This window comes from uncultured Gulosibacter sp., from assembly GCF_963509965.1.
In the GTDB taxonomy this organism is placed as follows: domain Bacteria; phylum Actinomycetota; class Actinomycetes; order Actinomycetales; family Microbacteriaceae; genus Gulosibacter.
Window position 1 is genome coordinate 57,950 of sequence record NZ_CAUPDE010000003.1, and the last position, 15,607, is coordinate 73,556.

Below are 15,607 nucleotides of genomic sequence, written 5' to 3' on the forward strand. Positions count from 1 at the left end.
CCTACTTGGTTTCGTCGGCCGCGGCAGCAGCCTCGGTCGCGGTTTCAGTCTCGGGGGTTTCGGTTGCCGGCTCCTGAGCGGCCTCGCCCTGCTTGAGCAGTTCGAGCTCCCACTCGGCCATGGGCTCGGCAGCCTCGCCAGTTTCGCCGTCCTTCTGGTGGCGCTTCATCAGGCCCTCAGCCGCAGCGTCAGCCACGATGCGGGTGAGCAGGGCCACCGAGCGAATGGCGTCGTCGTTACCGGGAATCGGGTAGTCAACATCATCGGGGTCGCAGTTGGTGTCGAGGATGGCGACCACCGGGATGCCGAGCTTCTTGGCTTCGTCGACCGCGAGGTGTTCTTTATTGGTGTCGACGATCCAGATAGCCGAGGGGGTGCGGCTCATGTTGCGGATACCGCCCAGAGTCTTTTCGAGTTTGTCGCGCTCACGACGCTGGATGAGCAGTTCTTTCTTGGTGTATCCGCTCGAAGTGTCGTCGAAATCGACCATGTCGAGTTCTTTGAGGCGGTTGAGACGCTTCTGCACGGTCTGGAAGTTGGTGAGCAGACCACCAAGCCAACGCTGGTTAACGTAGGGCTGGTTGACGCGGGTTGCCTGCTCGGCAATTGCTTCCTGGGCCTGCTTCTTGGTGCCCACGAACAGAATGGTGCCGCCGTGCGCGACGGTCTCTTTCACGAAGTCATATGCCTTGTCGATGTAGGCAAGCGACTGCTGCAGGTCGAGGATGTAGATACCCGAGCGCTCGGTGAAAATGAAGCGCTTCATCTTGGGGTTCCAGCGACGGGTCTGGTGGCCAAAGTGCACACCGGCGTCAAGCAGCTGACGCATTGAAACGACTGCCATGGTCGTTCTCTCCTTGTTGTTTTGGGCGCATCACAGGATGCGCCGATGCGGTTACTACTCCCGGTTGCACCGGGAATCCTGGTGTCCAATGCCGTCACCACTCAGACGCTATGCGCATGAGACCGTTGGTAACGACACTTTCTGAACACGCGAAGTCAGCTCGCCGGGGCGAACTGCTGGGTCGATTCTAGCGCGCCCGCAGGGGCTGTGGAAACTGTGTTTCCCACAGAGAGTTCGACCGCTCACCCGCTGCGGCAAGATTTCGGTCACGCTTTGCGGCATGCACTTCTCAAACCACACCCGTCTCGCCGGCGCTGTCTGGTGCGCACTGGCGCTGTGTTTTTGTCTTTCGCCACCACAACTCGCGTTCTCTGCCGAAGCTAGAGCGGCGACCAACGCACCGAGCCAACACGAGGTCTCGGCTGCCCGCTGGCAGTGGCCGGTGCCGCAGCCCGCTCGCGTCACCCGCGCGTTCGATCTCCCCCATCGCTATGCGGCAGGGCACCGCGGTATCGATCTGGCGGCAGCACCAGAAACTCCCGTGTTCGCGGTTGCCGATGGCACGGTTCGTTTCGTCGGGAAGGTGGTAGACCGACCGGTGCTATCCATCCAGCACCCCGACGGGCTGATCTCCACCTATGAACCGGTGACGAGCGACCTTCGCCGCGGCCAGCAGGTTACAGCCCGACAACCGATCGGCAAAGTTGCGACGCATCCCACGCATCAGCCAAATGGCGGGCTGCATCTGGGAGCCCGGATCGGTGACGACTACCTCGACCCACTAACACTGCTCGGCCGCCCACCGCGTGCGGTGCTGCTGCCGCTGCACAACTAGACCGCTCAAACGGCCCGCAGCTACCAAGTTTCGTTCTGATACCGCCCCAATTGAAAGGAATTGCCCGTGTCTAGCACCTGTGACCGTGCCCCGGTGCGGATTAACCGCCCGGTCAGCGTCGTCGTTTTCGCTATCTCGATCCTGTTCGCCACTCCGCTATTTGTGTGGCTCGGTGCGAGCCCGTCGTTCGCCGCTGAGCGCGGCCCCGGTTACGGACTCACCGCGGCATTGAGCTACCAAGGTGCGCACGCCTACTGTGTGCAGCTCACCCAACCATCACCGGTGGGTAATGAAACGCGCGAGTTGCCCGCCGACGAACCGCTTCCCGAACCCCTCACTGCTATGACCGAGGATGATCGTGCCCGGCTGCACTGGGCGATAGCAACCCTGGGAGCTTCGACCGATGCGCGAGATACTGCCGCCGTCGCACTCTACGCCTGGTATCTGGCCGAACCGGAGGTGTTTGAAGACTTCGGCGCCGACAGCGGTGCGCTCATGAACGCCATACCCGAAGCTGAGGTGGCGCAAGTGCGTTCACGTTTCGCGCAGCTCAAGGCAGATGGCGCTCACCTGCGCGCGGTGCGGGTTTCTGGTTCGGTATCGGTGCAGCTGCGCCGTATCGATGGCGAGCTGCACTTGCAGGTGTCGCAACCGCCACAGCACTCCGAAGTGCGGGTAGAGCTTGAGGGAGCCGAGTTTACCGACGGTAACCAGCAGCGCAGCTTCACCGCAGCCACAACCGTCACGCTGAACGAGCAGATAGCTGCCGAACCACTTCTGGCCGCCGCGCCGGATGCGACCGCAACCGACGGCAGCCGCGGCGGAATTGTCACAGGGTCATCGGACGCCACGATGGTGACAGCCAGCTACCAGCTGCAATATGTGCCCGGTTATTGGTCACCGGATGTGCGCCCGCTGGTCACCACCGATGCGCAGCTGATCGTGGCCGCTGCGGATGATTTCCCGAAACATCGAATCGAGGTTGAACCCGATGCCACACCGATGCCTTCGCCGCCACCGAGCGAGCCGAACAGCGACGAAGCTGATGTGACCGCAGCGCCCGAACAGCCTGCCGAACCGCCGGTGGTAGAGGCGGCTGAACAGCCCGACCCCGCCGAACCAGATGAGTCAGCCACACCAAATGAACCAGCCACACCGGATGAATCAGCCGCTGCGGAACCGACGGCTACTATCAAGCCCACCGAAAAGCCCACACCCACCGCACCGGCAGCACCGACTGCAACACCCACCGGTCACGTCGAACCGCAACAAACGAACGCGCCAGTGGTTGGGCCCGAACAGCGACCCAAACAGCGCGCGACCGATACGGCACACTCGAACCTGCCCGAAACCGGCGCAAACTTCGACCCCGCCAGCATCATGCTGCCCCTGGGTTTGGCACTCACACTCATAGCACTCGGCGGTTATGCCCTCACCCGCAGTCGAGCCGCAGCTGCCGACTCGGAGGGCGGCCGATAGCCACACCGGCAGCTCATCACCATCGGCTCGGGTTTTCGCACACTGCGGCGAGACCCGAGCCGATGCCCGCGGTCACTAGGCGCGCGGATGTGCCCTCCGGTAGGTTTCGCGCAACCGCTCACTCGACACATGCGTGTAGATCTGGGTGGTGCCGAGATTAGCGTGACCGAGCAGCTCTTGCACGCTGCGTAAATCAGCGCCACCGTCAAGCAGATGCGTGGCTGCGGTGTGCCGGAAGGTGTGTGCTCCCGCCGGCCCAGAACCCGGCGAGTGTTCGAGTTCACGTCGGCTCAGTTCATACACGGTTCGGGGATTGAGCCGGCCACCTCTCGCACCCAGAAACAGTGCCTCGCCCGAACGATCATTTGCGATTTCGGGGCGACCTCGCGTGCACCAATCCACCAGAGCATCAGCGCAGGGGGCACCAAACGGCACCACCCGTTCACGATCGCCCTTACCGATGACCCGCAGCGTGCGACGTTCAAAATCAACCGAATCGAGGTTCAACCCGCACAGTTCGCTCACGCGCACACCGGTGGCGTAGAGCAGTTCAACGATGGCTTCATCCCGCAGCGCCACCGGGTCGCCCGTGGCGCTGCGGGCGCGCAGCTGCGCAAAAATTGCCGCCATATTGTCGGTCGAAACCATGCGTGGCAGCGATCTACCGGTCTTGGGCGAGCGAAGCCGTCGCGCCACATCTTCGCCGCGCCCACTGGTGCGCAACCATGCGGTGAACCCGCGCGCGCTCGATGACCGCCGGGCGAGGGTGCTCGCAGCGTGGCCCTGCTCAGACTCGTGCCACAACCAGTCGCGAAAGAGTTCGAGGCTCAGCTCTCCCAGCTCGGATGCCCCCTGCCCGGCTGCGAACTCGGCAAATCGGCGCAGATCACCACCGATCGCGCGAATCGTGTGCGGTGAGCGGCCCCGTTCAAGATCGAGCGCCCGCAGGTAGGCGTCGATGGCGGTGGCTAACGAACTCATACCCCCAGTGTGACAGCCTCTGCAGTGGTGCTCGCCGCACCCACCGGTTGCCGGTGCATCGAGTGGTCACGGTGCGCCGCTGCCACGCCGCCAGCCGGTATCGTGTTGCACGGCCCAGCCACTCAGCTCAAGTTCGACAAGTGCGGCACGCACCTCACGCATCGACATTCCCGCGTGCACCGCGAGCGCCTCGGGCGTTTTTGTGCTTCGCGGTCGCAGCGCGTCGAAGATGCGGCGCGCAGCATCGCTGTGCTCGGTGGCCACTCGGGCATGGTCGCTGCGTTGCGAGTCGGTCACCGACTCGGGAATGTCGATTTGCAGTTCGGGGCTGCACCAGCCGAACCCAGCACTTTCACGCCACAGCTGCACAGTGTCTTCGGTGCCGGTAATCAACTGTGCCAGCCCATCACGAATGAGCTGGTGGCATCCAGCCGAAGCTGCCGAGTGAATCGGCCCGGGTACGGCACCCACCGGGTTGCCGATTTCGAGGGCACTGCGGGCGGTGTGGAGCGCGCCCGAACGTCGTCCGGCTTCAACGATGACGGTGACGGTTGCCAGTGCCGCAATGATGCGATTGCGTTGGATAAAGCGCCAGCGCTCGGGCGCCTGCCCGACGATGAGTTCTGACACCACGGCACCCGAGTGAATGATTTGCGCGAACAGTTGGCGGTGGGCGGCGGGATAGAGACGGTCAACACCGCCTGCCAGCACGGCAACAGTTGTCGCGTCGCTTGCGAGCGCGGTGCGATGAGCGGCAGCGTCGATGCCGTAGGCGCCGCCCGAAACGATCGCGAAGCCCTGATCACTCAATCCGGCGGTGAGATCAGCTGCGGCTTCAACACCGTAATTGGATGCGGCGCGGGCACCGACTATTGCGACGCTCTTGCCGCACGCTGCCAGCGCTTCGAGCCGACCTCGAACCCACAGCGCGTGTGGCTGGCTATCACCGAGCGCATCCAACCCTGTGGGCCAGGCTGCGTCACCGGGCACCACAACCCTGGCGTTCACCTGGGCGGCATTACGGCAGGCCGCAGAGATTCGTTCGAGATGCAACCGCGGCCGCCAGCGCGCAATTGCCGCCGACCAGTCGTGTTCACCGGTGAGCTGGCGTTCTTTGAGCGCTTCGGCCACCACTGCCTCGTTTCGGGCAAAAAGCGGGAATATCGCTTCGGGGCCGAGTGCTGCGATCAGGGTTCCGGCAGCTCGGTCACCGGGTTCGCAGACAGCCGACCAGCACACGCGAGCAAATAGCGTCGCCGGGTCGATGGTGTCGAGCTGTGTGCGTAGCGGGGCAAGAAGCGGCTGCGCGGTGGCGAGCACGTGGGCTGCATCGCGGCGAAACACTTCGGTATCAGACTGCCGAGTTTGAGCGTGCATGATGGTCCTTTCTCTGGGAGCGCTCGCGAGTTGGGCTAGCGGTGTGAGGCGGTGCGAAACCACAGCGCCTCGGTGATGTGGTCACGGGTGGGGCGATCGCTACCGGCCAAATCGGCAATAGTCCAGGCGGTGCGCTGTGCACGCGTGTAGCCGCGCATGGTGATGAGCCCGCGTTCAAGCGCGCGGTCAAGTGGCTGGCTGGCACCGGGGGCTGGGCGCAGTTCGGTGCGACGAAGCGCTGCCGCGTCGACCTCGGCGTTGACTCGGCAGCCGAGGGGCTCGAGCCTGGCCGCCGCTCGTTCGCGAGCGGCAAGCACCTGTTCGGCGGCGCTGGTCGTTGACACGCTGCCCTGACTGCCGGCGGCAGCGAGCCGCATCGCGGCTACGCTCGGCCGAGCCACGCGCACCTGCAGGTCGATGCGGTCGAGCAGCGGCCCGCTCAGGCGGCGTAGATACCGTTGCCGCACACTCGGCGCGCAGCTGCACTCGGTGCCCGGCACATCGGCATTACCGCACGGGCACGGGTTGGCTGCGAGCACCAGCAGTGGGTTTGCGGGGTAGGTGGCGCTTGCGCGAGCACGGTGGATGGTGATCTCGCCCGATTCGAGCGGTTGTCGCAGTGCATCGAGCACGCTGCGTGAAAACTCGGGTGCCTCGTCGAGAAAGAGCACTCCGTGCGAGGCGAGCGAGATCGCACCGGGGTTGATGCGGTTGCCGCTGCCGCCGCCGACGAGCGCCACCTGGGTGGCACTGTGATGCGGGGCTTGAAAGGGCGGGGTGCGGTCGAGTTTGGTTCCGATTGGGATGCCGCACAGTGATCGCAGGGCGGCCACGGCTACTGCGGCTTGGGCGTCGAGGGGTGGCAGGATGCCCGGGAGGCGTTCGGCGAGCATCGTTTTACCGCTTCCGGGCGGGCCGATCATGCTGAGATGGTGCCTTCCCGCTGCAGCGATTAATAGTGCCCGCACCGCATCGTCCATTCCCAGCACATCGGTCAAGTCTTTGGTGGGGCCGGGGGCCTGTGGCTGCACGATTTGGGTCAGCTCTTGTCGCTGTGGTGCCGGCGCATCGATTTCGGCGCCGTAGTGCCGGGCAAGTTCGTGGAGTGAGCTCACCGCCACCACCCGAATCCCGGTGACGAGCTCGGCTTCTGTGGCGCACGCCTGTGGCACTACCACGGTCGAGAATCCGGCCTCGCGGGCGGCAGCCACCGCGGGTAGCACCCCGCGCACTGGCAGCACAGCCCCGTCGAGACCGAGCTCGCCAATGTGTACGGCTCGGTCGGCCACCTGTGAATCAATGACTCCGCTCACCGCCAAGAGCGCTACGGCCATTGCGAGGTCGAAGCCGGCGCCGTGTTTGGGGAGGTCGACGGGTGAGAGATTGAGGGTGATGCGATGCGGTGGCAACGATTTCCCGAGCGTGCCGAAAGCTGCCCGGATGCGGTCGGTCGCTTCACCGATTGCCACATCCGGCAGGCCCACCACAATCACGCGTGGCAGCCCCGACAGCACCACCGCCTGCACTTCAATTGGTTGTCCGCCCAGCCCCTGAAGTGCCATCGCCCAGGTGCGCACCGGTACCCCGAGCATCAGTTTCGCGCTCCAATGCCGACGATGTGACGAAGTTGCGGTTCGCCACCCCTGGTGAGCAGCACTCCGATGGCATCAAGGCGCAGCAGTCCCGAAAACTCGGGATGCTCACCTCGCCACGCGAGCGCCAGGTCACGCATCCGCGCGAGTTTTTCGGTGGTGAGCGATTCGAGTGGGTCGCCAAAACCAATACCGCTGCGGGTGCGCACCTCAACACAGATGAGATAGCGGGCGTCGCGGGCGATGATGTCGATTTCGCCTGCCCGGCAGCGCCAGTTTCGGTCGAGAATTTCGTAGTTCGCGTCTTCGAGGTAGGCGAGCGCGAGATCTTCCCCGCGGCGGCCGAGCGCGATGCGTTGGTTCATGGCACCTCCTGGATGAATGTGCCAGTAGCCTGCCGCAACAGCGGTGTTTGGCAGCCTCGCCGGGAGGTCTCTGTGGATGGACGCCTTTCCACAAGCAAGGCGGTCGCGTTGCGCCTGACTCGCCGATGCCTATTGGCGTGCAGCTCGGTGTTGGGGCCCTATCAGGTCGAGATCGTGGTGAACCGGTGCTGCACGAGCGCGGTGACTAGTCGCCGAGCGAAAGTTCTTTCGGTAGTTCGAAATCGTGGGCGTTGAGTTCTTCAACATTCACATCTTTGAACGTGAGCACCCGCACCTGTTTCACGAAACGGTCGGAGCGGTAAATGTCCCACACCCACACGTCGCGCATGGTGAGTTCGAAGTAGAAGTCGTTGGCAGCATCCTGGCGAGCAAATTCAACCTCATTGGCGAGATAGAATCGGCGCTCGGTTTCGACGACATATTTGAACTGGTTAACGACGTCGCGATACTCCTGAAAAAGCGCGAGTTCGAGTTCGCGCTCGTAGTCGTCGAATGCCTCTTCGTTCATAACTTTCGATGGTACGCCAGCGCGGCGCTACGAGCCAGGATGCGCTAGTTGATCTTGGTCAGCCAAGTGTGCCGATGCTGGAGGCTGGGGCCGTGCTGCCGGATTGCGGCGCGATGTTTAGCCGACCCGTAACCGACGTTGCTTTGCCAGCCATACACTTCCCATTCCGGTTGCGATGCGGCCAGCTCGGCCATGTGTCGGTCGCGCGCCACTTTGGCGATAACCGATGCGGCTGCCACGGATGCACAGTCTCGGTCGGCTTTCGGCCGCAACAGCACCGGAATCGGATGTTGCACCGCGCCGGTGAGCCAGTCGTGCGAGCCGTCGAGCAGGATAGCCGCGCGATCGACCGGGATGCCCTGCTGCCACAGTTCACCGAGGGCGCGAATGGCGGCGCAGGCCAGACAATTGCCGATGCCATATTCGTCAATTTCGGCGGCGGTTGCCCACCCTACTGCGCTTGCCAGCGCCCAGGCACGAGCTGCGGGTTCGACGGCGAGGCGACGCTTTGCGGTTAACAGTTTCGAATCGCGCACACCGGCGGGTGCACCCTGTTCAAGCTGGTCGGTTGCGATTACACACGCTCCCACGGCCACCGGGCCCGCGATGGCACCCCGGCCCACTTCATCAATGCCGATCACGAGTTCGTGCTCGGTGAGCAGCTGCTGCTCGGTTTCGAGTGTGGGTTCGGTCACGGCTGCGGTTCGCGCGATGGCACGTTCACGAATGTTTGCCGAGAGCTGTCAATCCAACTGAATCGGTCGAGCGGCCAGTTGATGATGAAGGCCTGGCCCACGATGTCGTCATAGGGCACGAACCCCCTGGTTGGTGTGTCGGCGTGAAAGCGTGAGTCTTCTGAGTTGTAGCGGTTATCGCCCATCACCCAAACCGAATCTTTGGGAACTGTCACATCAAAGCTGATGCCGCTAGCGTTCTCGCCGCTGGGGCGAATGATGTAGGGCTCGTCGATCGCCACATCGTTGATCTCGAGTTGCCCGTAGGCGTTACAGCACACCACATGGTCGCCGGGCAGCCCGATCACGCGCTTAATCAGGTGGCCGGTCGATTCTTCGGCTTTCAACCCCACCAGTTCGAGTGCGCCATCGATCACGGCAGTAACGAATGGTTTCTCGGGCCGCTTGATTTCTGGTAACCAGCCGCCCGGGTCTTTAAACACGATCACATCGCCGCGGTGGATGTCTATGAACCCGGGTGACAGCAGGTTGACCAACACCCGATCGCCTTCGACGAGCGTGTTGCGCATCGACCCGGATGGGATCGCAAACGGGCGAAGGAAGAACGTCTTGACGACGATTGAGATCACGATCGCCAGCGCCACGATCACGAACAGGTCACGTAGATACGACCCGCCGCCGTCAGCCCGGGTCACCTTACCGTTTGCGTCAAGTTGCAGGTGCTCGTTTGCCCGGTGCCGATTGCCGACACCGTGCCGGTACGGGGCTAGCAGGTCTGGCTCACCGGGTTCATCCGGCGACAGCTCAGGCAACTCGTAGCTGTCGCTCAATCCGTCTCCTCGCTCTCAGGTAGCCACCGCAGTCTAATGCGAAACGACGGTCACCGCCGGTATTGATGCGGTGACCGTCGATCTTTTTTGCGGTGCCGACCACGCGTCGGCACCAAAGCAACTAGTTGGCGCGCTTCTCGCGAATCTTCGCAGCCTTGCCGTGGCGGTCACGGAGGTAGTAGAGCTTCGCGCGGCGCACGTCACCGCGGGTAACGATCTCGATCTTTTCGATGATCGGCGAGTGGACGGGGAACACCCGCTCGACACCCACCTGGAAGCTGACCTTGCGCACGGTGAAGGTTTCGCTGACGCCGGCGCCCTGACGGCCCAGCACGATGCCCTGGAACACCTGCACGCGCGAACGGTTACCTTCAACGATGTTGACGTGCACCTTGACAGTGTCGCCGGGGCGGAAGTCGGGGACGTCCTTCAGCGACTGGGCGTCGATCTGGTCAATGAGATTGGCCATTTTGGTCATTCACTCTCTCGCCCGCCTCAGGTCGGGTGCGAATAATAAGACTGTTGTTGTGCGCTCATCGGCTGATTGTCCCCTGAGGCAGAGTCGAGCCGCGGCACAAGCGACTATTCTTCCACAGCTCAACACTCTGCGGCAAGCGTCGATATGCGCTGATCGCCGCGGCCCGCTCGGCGATATGGACTATCGATCGATGTGGGGTCGCGCTGTCCACTCATCCGGTTCATCATCGCGCCGGATGCGTGGATTGGGTTCGTCGATAATTTCACCGTCGACCACTTCCAGCTCGTGACCCATGAAGTCGCCACGGTTCGTGGGCCTGGTGTCGATGGTGATGATGCGCGCACGACGCCAACCAGAGGGTGCGCCGGCTGCCGGATCACCGAATTGCCCGGTGGCAGTCTGCGTGAAGCGCTGCTGCATGACATTGAGGTGCTCTGCTTGCGAGCTGCGCCCGATGCGGTACACCGCCACCGAACCCACAACAAACGCCAGCACCTGCAGCAAACCTGCCGCCGCCGGCCCGGGCATCACCGCCCCGATCAACCAGAGGGCGAAAGTTGCGAAATACCAGAACAGATCGTCGGGGCGATACGCCCCCGACAATCGCGCGCTCGGCCGCAACCAAAACAGGAAACCAAGAGTTGCCATTTGCAAGAACCCGACCGGCACGGTGATAAACAGTGCCAAAAACCCGCTCGCGGTCTGTCGCATCACCAGCCACGCGCCCACCGTCCAGATGGCAACAATGAACGGCGCGGCTGGACGCATGAACTGCATCACACGCGCCATAACCGCAGCTCGAGCATCGGGAGTCATGGTTTCACGGTACCCACCCACCCCGTGCGGTGACGGGGAATTGTCTCAGTTTCGCTCAGGGCGCAGCCCCCATCCCGCTGAGCTATTGCCGCAGGGCGCTGCGCATTGCCTCGATCATGCCGCTACGACCGTGTGTGCGCAGCAGGCTGCGCTGCTTCTGCGCGCCGCTGGTTTCTACAATCGCCAGCGAGTTCACCAGCCTCGAATCGCAGCCCAGATCGCTCGCGATCGGGAGCAGCTCATCGATTCGCCGCGCCATCAGATCACGACCGGATTCGACGCCGCCGCCAGCATCGATGATGAACTCGGTGTCGAGCCCGTAGCGGGCCGCCCGGAATTTGTTTTCGATAACCGCCCACTCCGGTAGTGCCCGCAGCGGCCGGCCGCGCTCGAGCGCCCGCACCGCCTCTTCGACAACACACTGCACGAATGCCGCCGCCGCACCCACTTCCGAAACCGTCGAGGGTGCATCAAACACGCGCACTTCCAAGGTGCCAAATCGCCCCGCGGGCCGCACATCCCAGCGCAACTCACGCTCATCCAACAGCGTGCCCGAAGCGAGCATCCCAGTGACGGTGCGGTCAAGCTCGCACCAATCATCCAGTCGCGGTGGTAGCCCCGCCGATGGCAACTGCTGGAACATCATGCTGCGGTGCGAAACAAAACCGGTGTCTTTCCCCTCCCAGAAGGGACTGGATGCGGTGAGCGCGAGCATCAGCGGCAGATCAGCCAGCACCGCGTGCATTGCCGGCACAACGTGATCGCGCGAGGTGAGCCCGACATGAACGTGCAGCCCCCAAATCGACAGCTGCCGCCCCCACTGGCGAGCTCGTTCGACAACGCGCAGATAGCGCTCGTCGAGCGCGAGCGTCTGCAGCTGCCAATCGGCCCACGGGTGTGTTCCGGTACCGATCGCACCAATTCCCAGCGGTTCAAGTGTGAGCAGCAGTTCATCGCGAAGCTGGCGCAACTCGGCTGTTGCCTCGGGCACCGTGTCACACACACCGGTGACCAGCTCGACCGTGTTGGTGAGAAACTCGCCCACGATTTTCTGGTTTGCCGCAGCTGCCACGACTTCCGCGCCGCGTCCCACCAGATCACCGGTATTGGGGTCAACCAGCGCCAGCTCCCACTCAATTCCGAGAGTGGAACGCCGTGAATTCGCGAAGTACATGAGATTCATCGTAGGTGGTGATGATCGGCAAGCGTATTGGCCTGGCAGAATTGGGCAAAAATCTGCAACAATAGACAGCTGAGTCTGTGTCAACGACCCTCTCTTCGTAACGCGCAGCAGTCCAGAGCCCTAGATCAATGACGCCCCACGCCGTTGATTGTGTTGCTCAGAGTTTTCATCAACACCTACAGGAGACACGTGTCTGTCAAGATTCGTCTGAAGCGGTTCGGCAAGATCCGCGCGCCGTTCTACCGCGTGGTAGTGGCCGATTCGCGCACCAAGCGCGATGGCCGCGTTATCGAAGAAATCGGTAAGTACCACCCCACCCACCAGCCCTCGGTCATCGAGATCGACTCGGAGCGCGCCCAATACTGGCTTTCGGTTGGGGCTCAGCCCACCGAAGCAGTGCTCGCGCTGCTCAAACTGACTGGCGACTGGGGCAAGTTCACCGGTGAAGGCTCAACCGAGTCGACCGTTGAAGCACAGGCCGAGAAAGAAACCTTCGAGGCTGACACCAACAAGAAGCCGGTGCTCAAGCCCAAGGCTGAGGCTCCCGCCGCTGCTGAAGAAGAGGCAGCGACCGAGGGTGAAGCCGAGGCTACTGAAGCAGGCGACGACGCCGAGACTACCGAGGCGTAGTCATGCTCGCGTCCGCACTCGAACACCTGGTACGAGGCATCGTCAATCAGCCCGACGATGTCCGAGTGGACGCGCGCGAAACCTCTCGCGGTGAGGTCCTCGTGGTGCATGTGCACCACGAGGACCTCGGCCGCGTTATCGGCCGTCAAGGCCGCACCGCTAAAGCGCTCCGTACTCTGGTGTCTGCACTGGCCGATGGCCGTCGCGTCCGCGTCGACGTGGCGGATGACTAGCCTTGGCTCCCAAACATCCCGGCATCACGCAGCTGCGCGTTGGCCGGTTGGTGAAAGCCCACGGCCTCAAGGGCGCGATTAAGCTCGAGCTCTACACCGATGAGCCCGAGCGGCGTTTCGTTCCCGGAGCTTCTTTCTCGCTACAGGTGCCGATCGATTCGCCCTGGCGCGGCAAGTCGGTTGTGCTGCGCGAATTGCGCTGGTTCAATGACGCACCGGTGGTGTTCTTCGAGGGTGTGACAGACCGAACCACGGCCGAGACACTCATCCGCGCGATTCTCTGGGTTGATAAGGATGACACCGAAGAACTCGACCCCGACACCTGGTACGATCACGAACTCATCGGGCTCACTGTCATGGTTGCTGGTGAGGCCGTGGGCACGGTCGCCCGCGTCGATCACCTCCCAGCTCAAGACCTCATCGTGGTCAAGACCGAAACTGGCGAGGTGTTTGTGCCATTCGTGAAAGAAATCGTGCCCGAGGTCAGCATCTCGCAAAACACCATCACCGTGACGCCGCCCGGAGGACTGTTCGACGTAAATGCCGGCTAATGTGATTGCAAGCACTTTCACAGGAAGTGCTTTCACAAACAGATCGGTGAGTTGACGGATGCGTTGGGTTACGTTCGCGACAGTGGGCTCTGGCGTGCTCGCCTACGTTGTCGTTCTCATTGCTGCCACCACGCTCAGTGCCGATCGATTCACGGCGTTTATCGTGCTGTGGTCGCTATGTTTCGCGGTGTTCGCGTCACTGCAAGGGTTTATGCGTACCGCCGCTGCCAGTGTGCGCCGCGCGGGCGCACAGCAGGGCCGTCCGATCATTGATGCGAATGCCAATGGTATCGACGATGCCGAAGAACTCGTCATCTCCAGCGGCCCGCTCGGGCTCACGGTTATTGAAGATCGCACCGCCGCCGAGATTCTCGCCGGTCGAGAGCGAATGGCGCGCGCCCCATCACCGACCAGCCCGAGCGAACCCGGCGCGCGTCCGATCACCGCCGCGCTCTGGGCGGGTGCGCTCGTGGCGGCACTCGCCGCAGCCGCATCCCCGCTGTGGGCACCGGTGCTGCTCGTGGGCATGTTGCAGCCGCTCGCCACGCTGCTGTTTGCGGTATCTGCCGGGCTGGTCGTGCTGCAGGCAGCACTGGCGGGGCTGCTCAGCGGCACCGGTCGCTGGCAAACTTTCGGGTGGTTGATCAGTGCCGAAGCTGCCGCTCGCCTGCTCGTGGTGATTGTTGCCGCCCTATTTGGCGATATCGTCGCTGGGCTCATGTATGCAGCGATCGCCGGCGCTGTCATAACCCCGGTGATGCTCTTCGTCACTCCCGCCGGGCGCGATTGCCGCAAGCTGCGCTCCGATCTGCCGATGCCGCAATTTTTGTTGGCGGCGTTGGCAGCTACCGCCCAGTCTGCGGTGCCTAGCGCACTGATCGCCGGTGCTCCGGCACTGCTGCGCTTATTGCAACCGACTGTCGAGCCACTCGTGCTCGGAAACCTCATGCTCGCACTCACCATGGTTCGTGGAGCCGTGCTCACCCCGGTGACCTCTTTCCAAAACGCGCTCACCGCACACTTCCAAGAACGATTACACCGCGGGATGCGTGCCCTGGTGGCGCCAACGGTTTGGGCGGTCGCGCTTGGGGTTCCGGCAAGCCTATTGCTGTGGTTCCTCGGGCCCATGGCTCTGCAGCTCATCGGCCCCACCTACTCGCTCAGCGGTGACGTCATCCTGCAGCTGAGTCTGGGCGCAGTGGCAACCTCGGTGCTTTACATCACCTCGGCGGCGGTGCGTGCCCACCACAACCACCGAGCCGATTTTGCCGGCTGGTTGGTGGCACTGATCACCACCGCCGCCGTGCTGCTGCTGGTGACCGACCCAGTTACCGCTACCACAGCGGCGCTACTGATCGGCCCGCTTGCCGGTATCGCGACGCAACTCGCCACGGGGGTGCGCGAACCTGTCACACCCGCCCCGCCCGAACCATCGCCCTCACCCGAACCAGTCAAATATTTGAGTCACTAATGCGCGTCGATATCATCACGATCTTCCCCGAGTTTTTTGACATCCTCGATATTTCCTTGCTGGGAAAGGCGCGCGAGCGCGGCATCATCGACCTGCACGTGCACGATCTGCGCGACGCCACGCACGATCGTCACCGCACCGTCGACGACACTCCCTATGGGGGTGGCGCGGGGATGGTGATGAAACCCGAGCCCTGGGGCGAGACACTCGATGCGATCCTCGCTGCGAGCGATTCGGCTGCACCGCCGCTGGTCGTGTTCCCCTCCCCTGCCGGTGAAGTGTTCTGCCAGGCCACTGCGCGCGAGTTCGCCGTCGAGTCGCACATTATTTTTGGTTGTGGCCGCTATGAGGGCATCGACCAGCGCGTGTTTGAGTGGGCGGCAACACGGGCACGGGTTGAACTGGTTTCGCTGGGTGACTATGTGCTCAACGGCGGCGAAGTTGCGGTCATGGCCATGATCGAGGCGTTTGGACGACTTGTTCCGGGGGTGGTGGGTAACCCCGAGTCACTCGTTGAAGAGTCACACGAACAGGGGCTGCTCGAATACCCCAGCTACACCAAACCCGCCAAATGGCGCGGATACGAGGTGCCCGAGGTGCTGCTCTCGGGGCACCACGGTCGAGTAGCGCAGTGGCGTCACGAGCAGCAGGTGGATCGCACCCGACGCGTGCGCCCCGACCTCTACGCTGCCTGGCAGGGCGAACAACCCTAACAGCT

Annotated in this window: 18 protein-coding genes; 7 read left to right on the forward strand and 11 right to left on the reverse strand. The window is 63.1% G+C overall.

Features of this window, described 5'->3' with window-relative positions; all coding sequences use genetic code 11:
* Position 1: 1 nt before the first annotated feature.
* Entirely contained in the window at positions 2–844 is an 843-nt protein-coding gene (rpsB, locus tag RQ865_RS03440) for a 30S ribosomal protein S2 (protein ID WP_311477553.1), read from the reverse strand.
* 280 nt (positions 845–1,124) lie between these two features.
* Here rpsB and RQ865_RS03445 point away from each other — a divergent pair, with 280 nt between their 5' ends.
* Together RQ865_RS03445 and RQ865_RS03450 are read left to right on the forward strand one after the other, a co-directional pair.
* Positions 1,125–1,679 (forward strand): M23 family metallopeptidase, encoded by a 555-nt coding sequence (locus RQ865_RS03445; RefSeq protein WP_311477555.1) that lies wholly within the window; start codon positions 1,125–1,127, stop codon positions 1,677–1,679.
* Between the two features lie 66 nt (positions 1,680–1,745).
* Entirely contained in the window at positions 1,746–3,158 is a 1,413-nt protein-coding gene (locus tag RQ865_RS03450; RefSeq protein WP_311477557.1) for a hypothetical protein, read from the forward strand.
* Positions 3,159–3,233: 75 nt separating this feature from the next.
* Here the strand turns inward: RQ865_RS03450 and RQ865_RS03455 are convergent, their stop codons facing one another.
* From RQ865_RS03455 to RQ865_RS03500, 10 genes are all read right to left on the reverse strand, one after another.
* Complete coding sequence (locus RQ865_RS03455) at positions 3,234–4,139, reverse strand: tyrosine recombinase XerC (protein ID WP_311477559.1); 906 nt, start codon at positions 4,137–4,139, stop codon at positions 3,234–3,236.
* Between the two features lie 66 nt (positions 4,140–4,205).
* Positions 4,206–5,516: a DNA-processing protein DprA gene (dprA, locus tag RQ865_RS03460; protein WP_311477561.1), complete on the reverse strand. Its 1,311-nt coding sequence runs from the start codon at positions 5,514–5,516 to the stop codon at positions 4,206–4,208.
* Positions 5,517–5,551: 35 nt separating this feature from the next.
* Positions 5,552–7,108, reverse strand: coding sequence for a YifB family Mg chelatase-like AAA ATPase (locus tag RQ865_RS03465; RefSeq protein WP_311477563.1), 1,557 nt, complete (start codon positions 7,106–7,108; stop codon positions 5,552–5,554).
* On the reverse strand, positions 7,108–7,473 hold the full coding sequence (locus RQ865_RS03470; RefSeq protein WP_311477565.1) for a YraN family protein: 366 nt from the start codon (positions 7,471–7,473) through the stop codon (positions 7,108–7,110). The genes RQ865_RS03465 and RQ865_RS03470 overlap by 1 nt, the downstream gene beginning before the upstream one ends.
* Before the next feature lie 205 nt (positions 7,474–7,678).
* Positions 7,679–8,002, reverse strand: coding sequence for a DUF2469 family protein (locus RQ865_RS03475; protein WP_311477566.1), 324 nt, complete (start codon positions 8,000–8,002; stop codon positions 7,679–7,681).
* A gap of 44 nt (positions 8,003–8,046) precedes the next feature.
* A complete protein-coding gene (locus RQ865_RS03480; protein ID WP_311477568.1) occupies positions 8,047–8,697 on the reverse strand; it encodes a ribonuclease HII in 651 nt (216 codons plus the stop codon).
* Entirely contained in the window at positions 8,694–9,527 is an 834-nt protein-coding gene (gene lepB / locus RQ865_RS03485; protein WP_311477570.1) for a signal peptidase I, read from the reverse strand. The genes RQ865_RS03480 and lepB overlap by 4 nt, the downstream gene beginning before the upstream one ends.
* Positions 9,528–9,648: 121 nt before the next feature.
* Positions 9,649–9,996: a 50S ribosomal protein L19 gene (gene rplS, locus RQ865_RS03490; RefSeq protein ID WP_311477571.1), complete on the reverse strand. Its 348-nt coding sequence runs from the start codon at positions 9,994–9,996 to the stop codon at positions 9,649–9,651.
* A 189-nt stretch (positions 9,997–10,185) separates the two neighbouring features.
* Positions 10,186–10,821, reverse strand: a complete 636-nt coding sequence (locus RQ865_RS03495; protein ID WP_311477572.1) for a hypothetical protein — start codon at positions 10,819–10,821, stop codon at positions 10,186–10,188.
* Between the two features lie 82 nt (positions 10,822–10,903).
* Positions 10,904–11,995: a YbdK family carboxylate-amine ligase gene (locus RQ865_RS03500; RefSeq protein WP_311477574.1), complete on the reverse strand. Its 1,092-nt coding sequence runs from the start codon at positions 11,993–11,995 to the stop codon at positions 10,904–10,906.
* 198 nt (positions 11,996–12,193) lie between these two features.
* On the opposite strand from RQ865_RS03500, the gene rpsP reads away from it, so the two are divergent.
* From rpsP to trmD, 5 genes are read left to right on the forward strand one after another with little or no spacing between them, the layout of a single operon-like run.
* Positions 12,194–12,634 (forward strand): 30S ribosomal protein S16, encoded by a 441-nt coding sequence (gene rpsP / locus RQ865_RS03505; protein ID WP_311477575.1) that lies wholly within the window; start codon positions 12,194–12,196, stop codon positions 12,632–12,634.
* A 2-nt stretch (positions 12,635–12,636) separates the two neighbouring features.
* Positions 12,637–12,867, forward strand: a complete 231-nt coding sequence (locus tag RQ865_RS03510; RefSeq protein WP_311477577.1) for an RNA-binding protein — start codon at positions 12,637–12,639, stop codon at positions 12,865–12,867.
* Between the two features lie 2 nt (positions 12,868–12,869).
* The gene (gene rimM / locus RQ865_RS03515) at positions 12,870–13,418 is read left to right on the forward strand and encodes a ribosome maturation factor RimM (RefSeq protein ID WP_311477579.1); all 549 of its coding nucleotides are present in this window, start codon (positions 12,870–12,872) and stop codon (positions 13,416–13,418) included.
* Between the two features lie 58 nt (positions 13,419–13,476).
* The gene (locus tag RQ865_RS03520) at positions 13,477–14,889 is read left to right on the forward strand and encodes a hypothetical protein (RefSeq protein ID WP_311477580.1); all 1,413 of its coding nucleotides are present in this window, start codon (positions 13,477–13,479) and stop codon (positions 14,887–14,889) included.
* Entirely contained in the window at positions 14,889–15,602 is a 714-nt protein-coding gene (gene trmD / locus RQ865_RS03525; protein WP_311477582.1) for a tRNA (guanosine(37)-N1)-methyltransferase TrmD, read from the forward strand. Before RQ865_RS03520 ends, trmD begins: the two co-directional genes overlap by 1 nt.
* Positions 15,603–15,607: the final 5 nt, after the last annotated feature.

Excerpts from the sequence above, each read along its gene's own strand:
- rpsB (WP_311477553.1), bottom strand. The coding sequence starts at position 844 with ATGGCAGTCGTTTCAATGCGTCAGCTGCTTGACGCCGGTGTGCACTTT.
- RQ865_RS03445 (WP_311477555.1), top strand. The coding sequence starts at position 1,125 with ATGCACTTCTCAAACCACACCCGTCTCGCCGGCGCTGTCTGGTGCGCA.
- RQ865_RS03455 (WP_311477559.1), bottom strand. The coding sequence starts at position 4,139 with ATGAGTTCGTTAGCCACCGCCATCGACGCCTACCTGCGGGCGCTCGAT.
- dprA (WP_311477561.1), bottom strand. The coding sequence starts at position 5,516 with ATGCACGCTCAAACTCGGCAGTCTGATACCGAAGTGTTTCGCCGCGAT.
- RQ865_RS03465 (WP_311477563.1), bottom strand. The coding sequence starts at position 7,108 with ATGCTCGGGGTACCGGTGCGCACCTGGGCGATGGCACTTCAGGGGCTG.
- RQ865_RS03470 (WP_311477565.1), bottom strand. The coding sequence starts at position 7,473 with ATGAACCAACGCATCGCGCTCGGCCGCCGCGGGGAAGATCTCGCGCTC.
- RQ865_RS03475 (WP_311477566.1), bottom strand. The coding sequence starts at position 8,002 with ATGAACGAAGAGGCATTCGACGACTACGAGCGCGAACTCGAACTCGCG.
- rplS (WP_311477571.1), bottom strand. The coding sequence starts at position 9,996 with ATGGCCAATCTCATTGACCAGATCGACGCCCAGTCGCTGAAGGACGTC.
- RQ865_RS03495 (WP_311477572.1), bottom strand. The coding sequence starts at position 10,821 with ATGACTCCCGATGCTCGAGCTGCGGTTATGGCGCGTGTGATGCAGTTC.
- RQ865_RS03500 (WP_311477574.1), bottom strand. The coding sequence starts at position 11,995 with ATGTACTTCGCGAATTCACGGCGTTCCACTCTCGGAATTGAGTGGGAG.
- RQ865_RS03510 (WP_311477577.1), top strand. The coding sequence starts at position 12,637 with ATGCTCGCGTCCGCACTCGAACACCTGGTACGAGGCATCGTCAATCAG.
- RQ865_RS03520 (WP_311477580.1), top strand. The coding sequence starts at position 13,477 with ATGCGTTGGGTTACGTTCGCGACAGTGGGCTCTGGCGTGCTCGCCTAC.
- trmD (WP_311477582.1), top strand. The coding sequence starts at position 14,889 with ATGCGCGTCGATATCATCACGATCTTCCCCGAGTTTTTTGACATCCTC.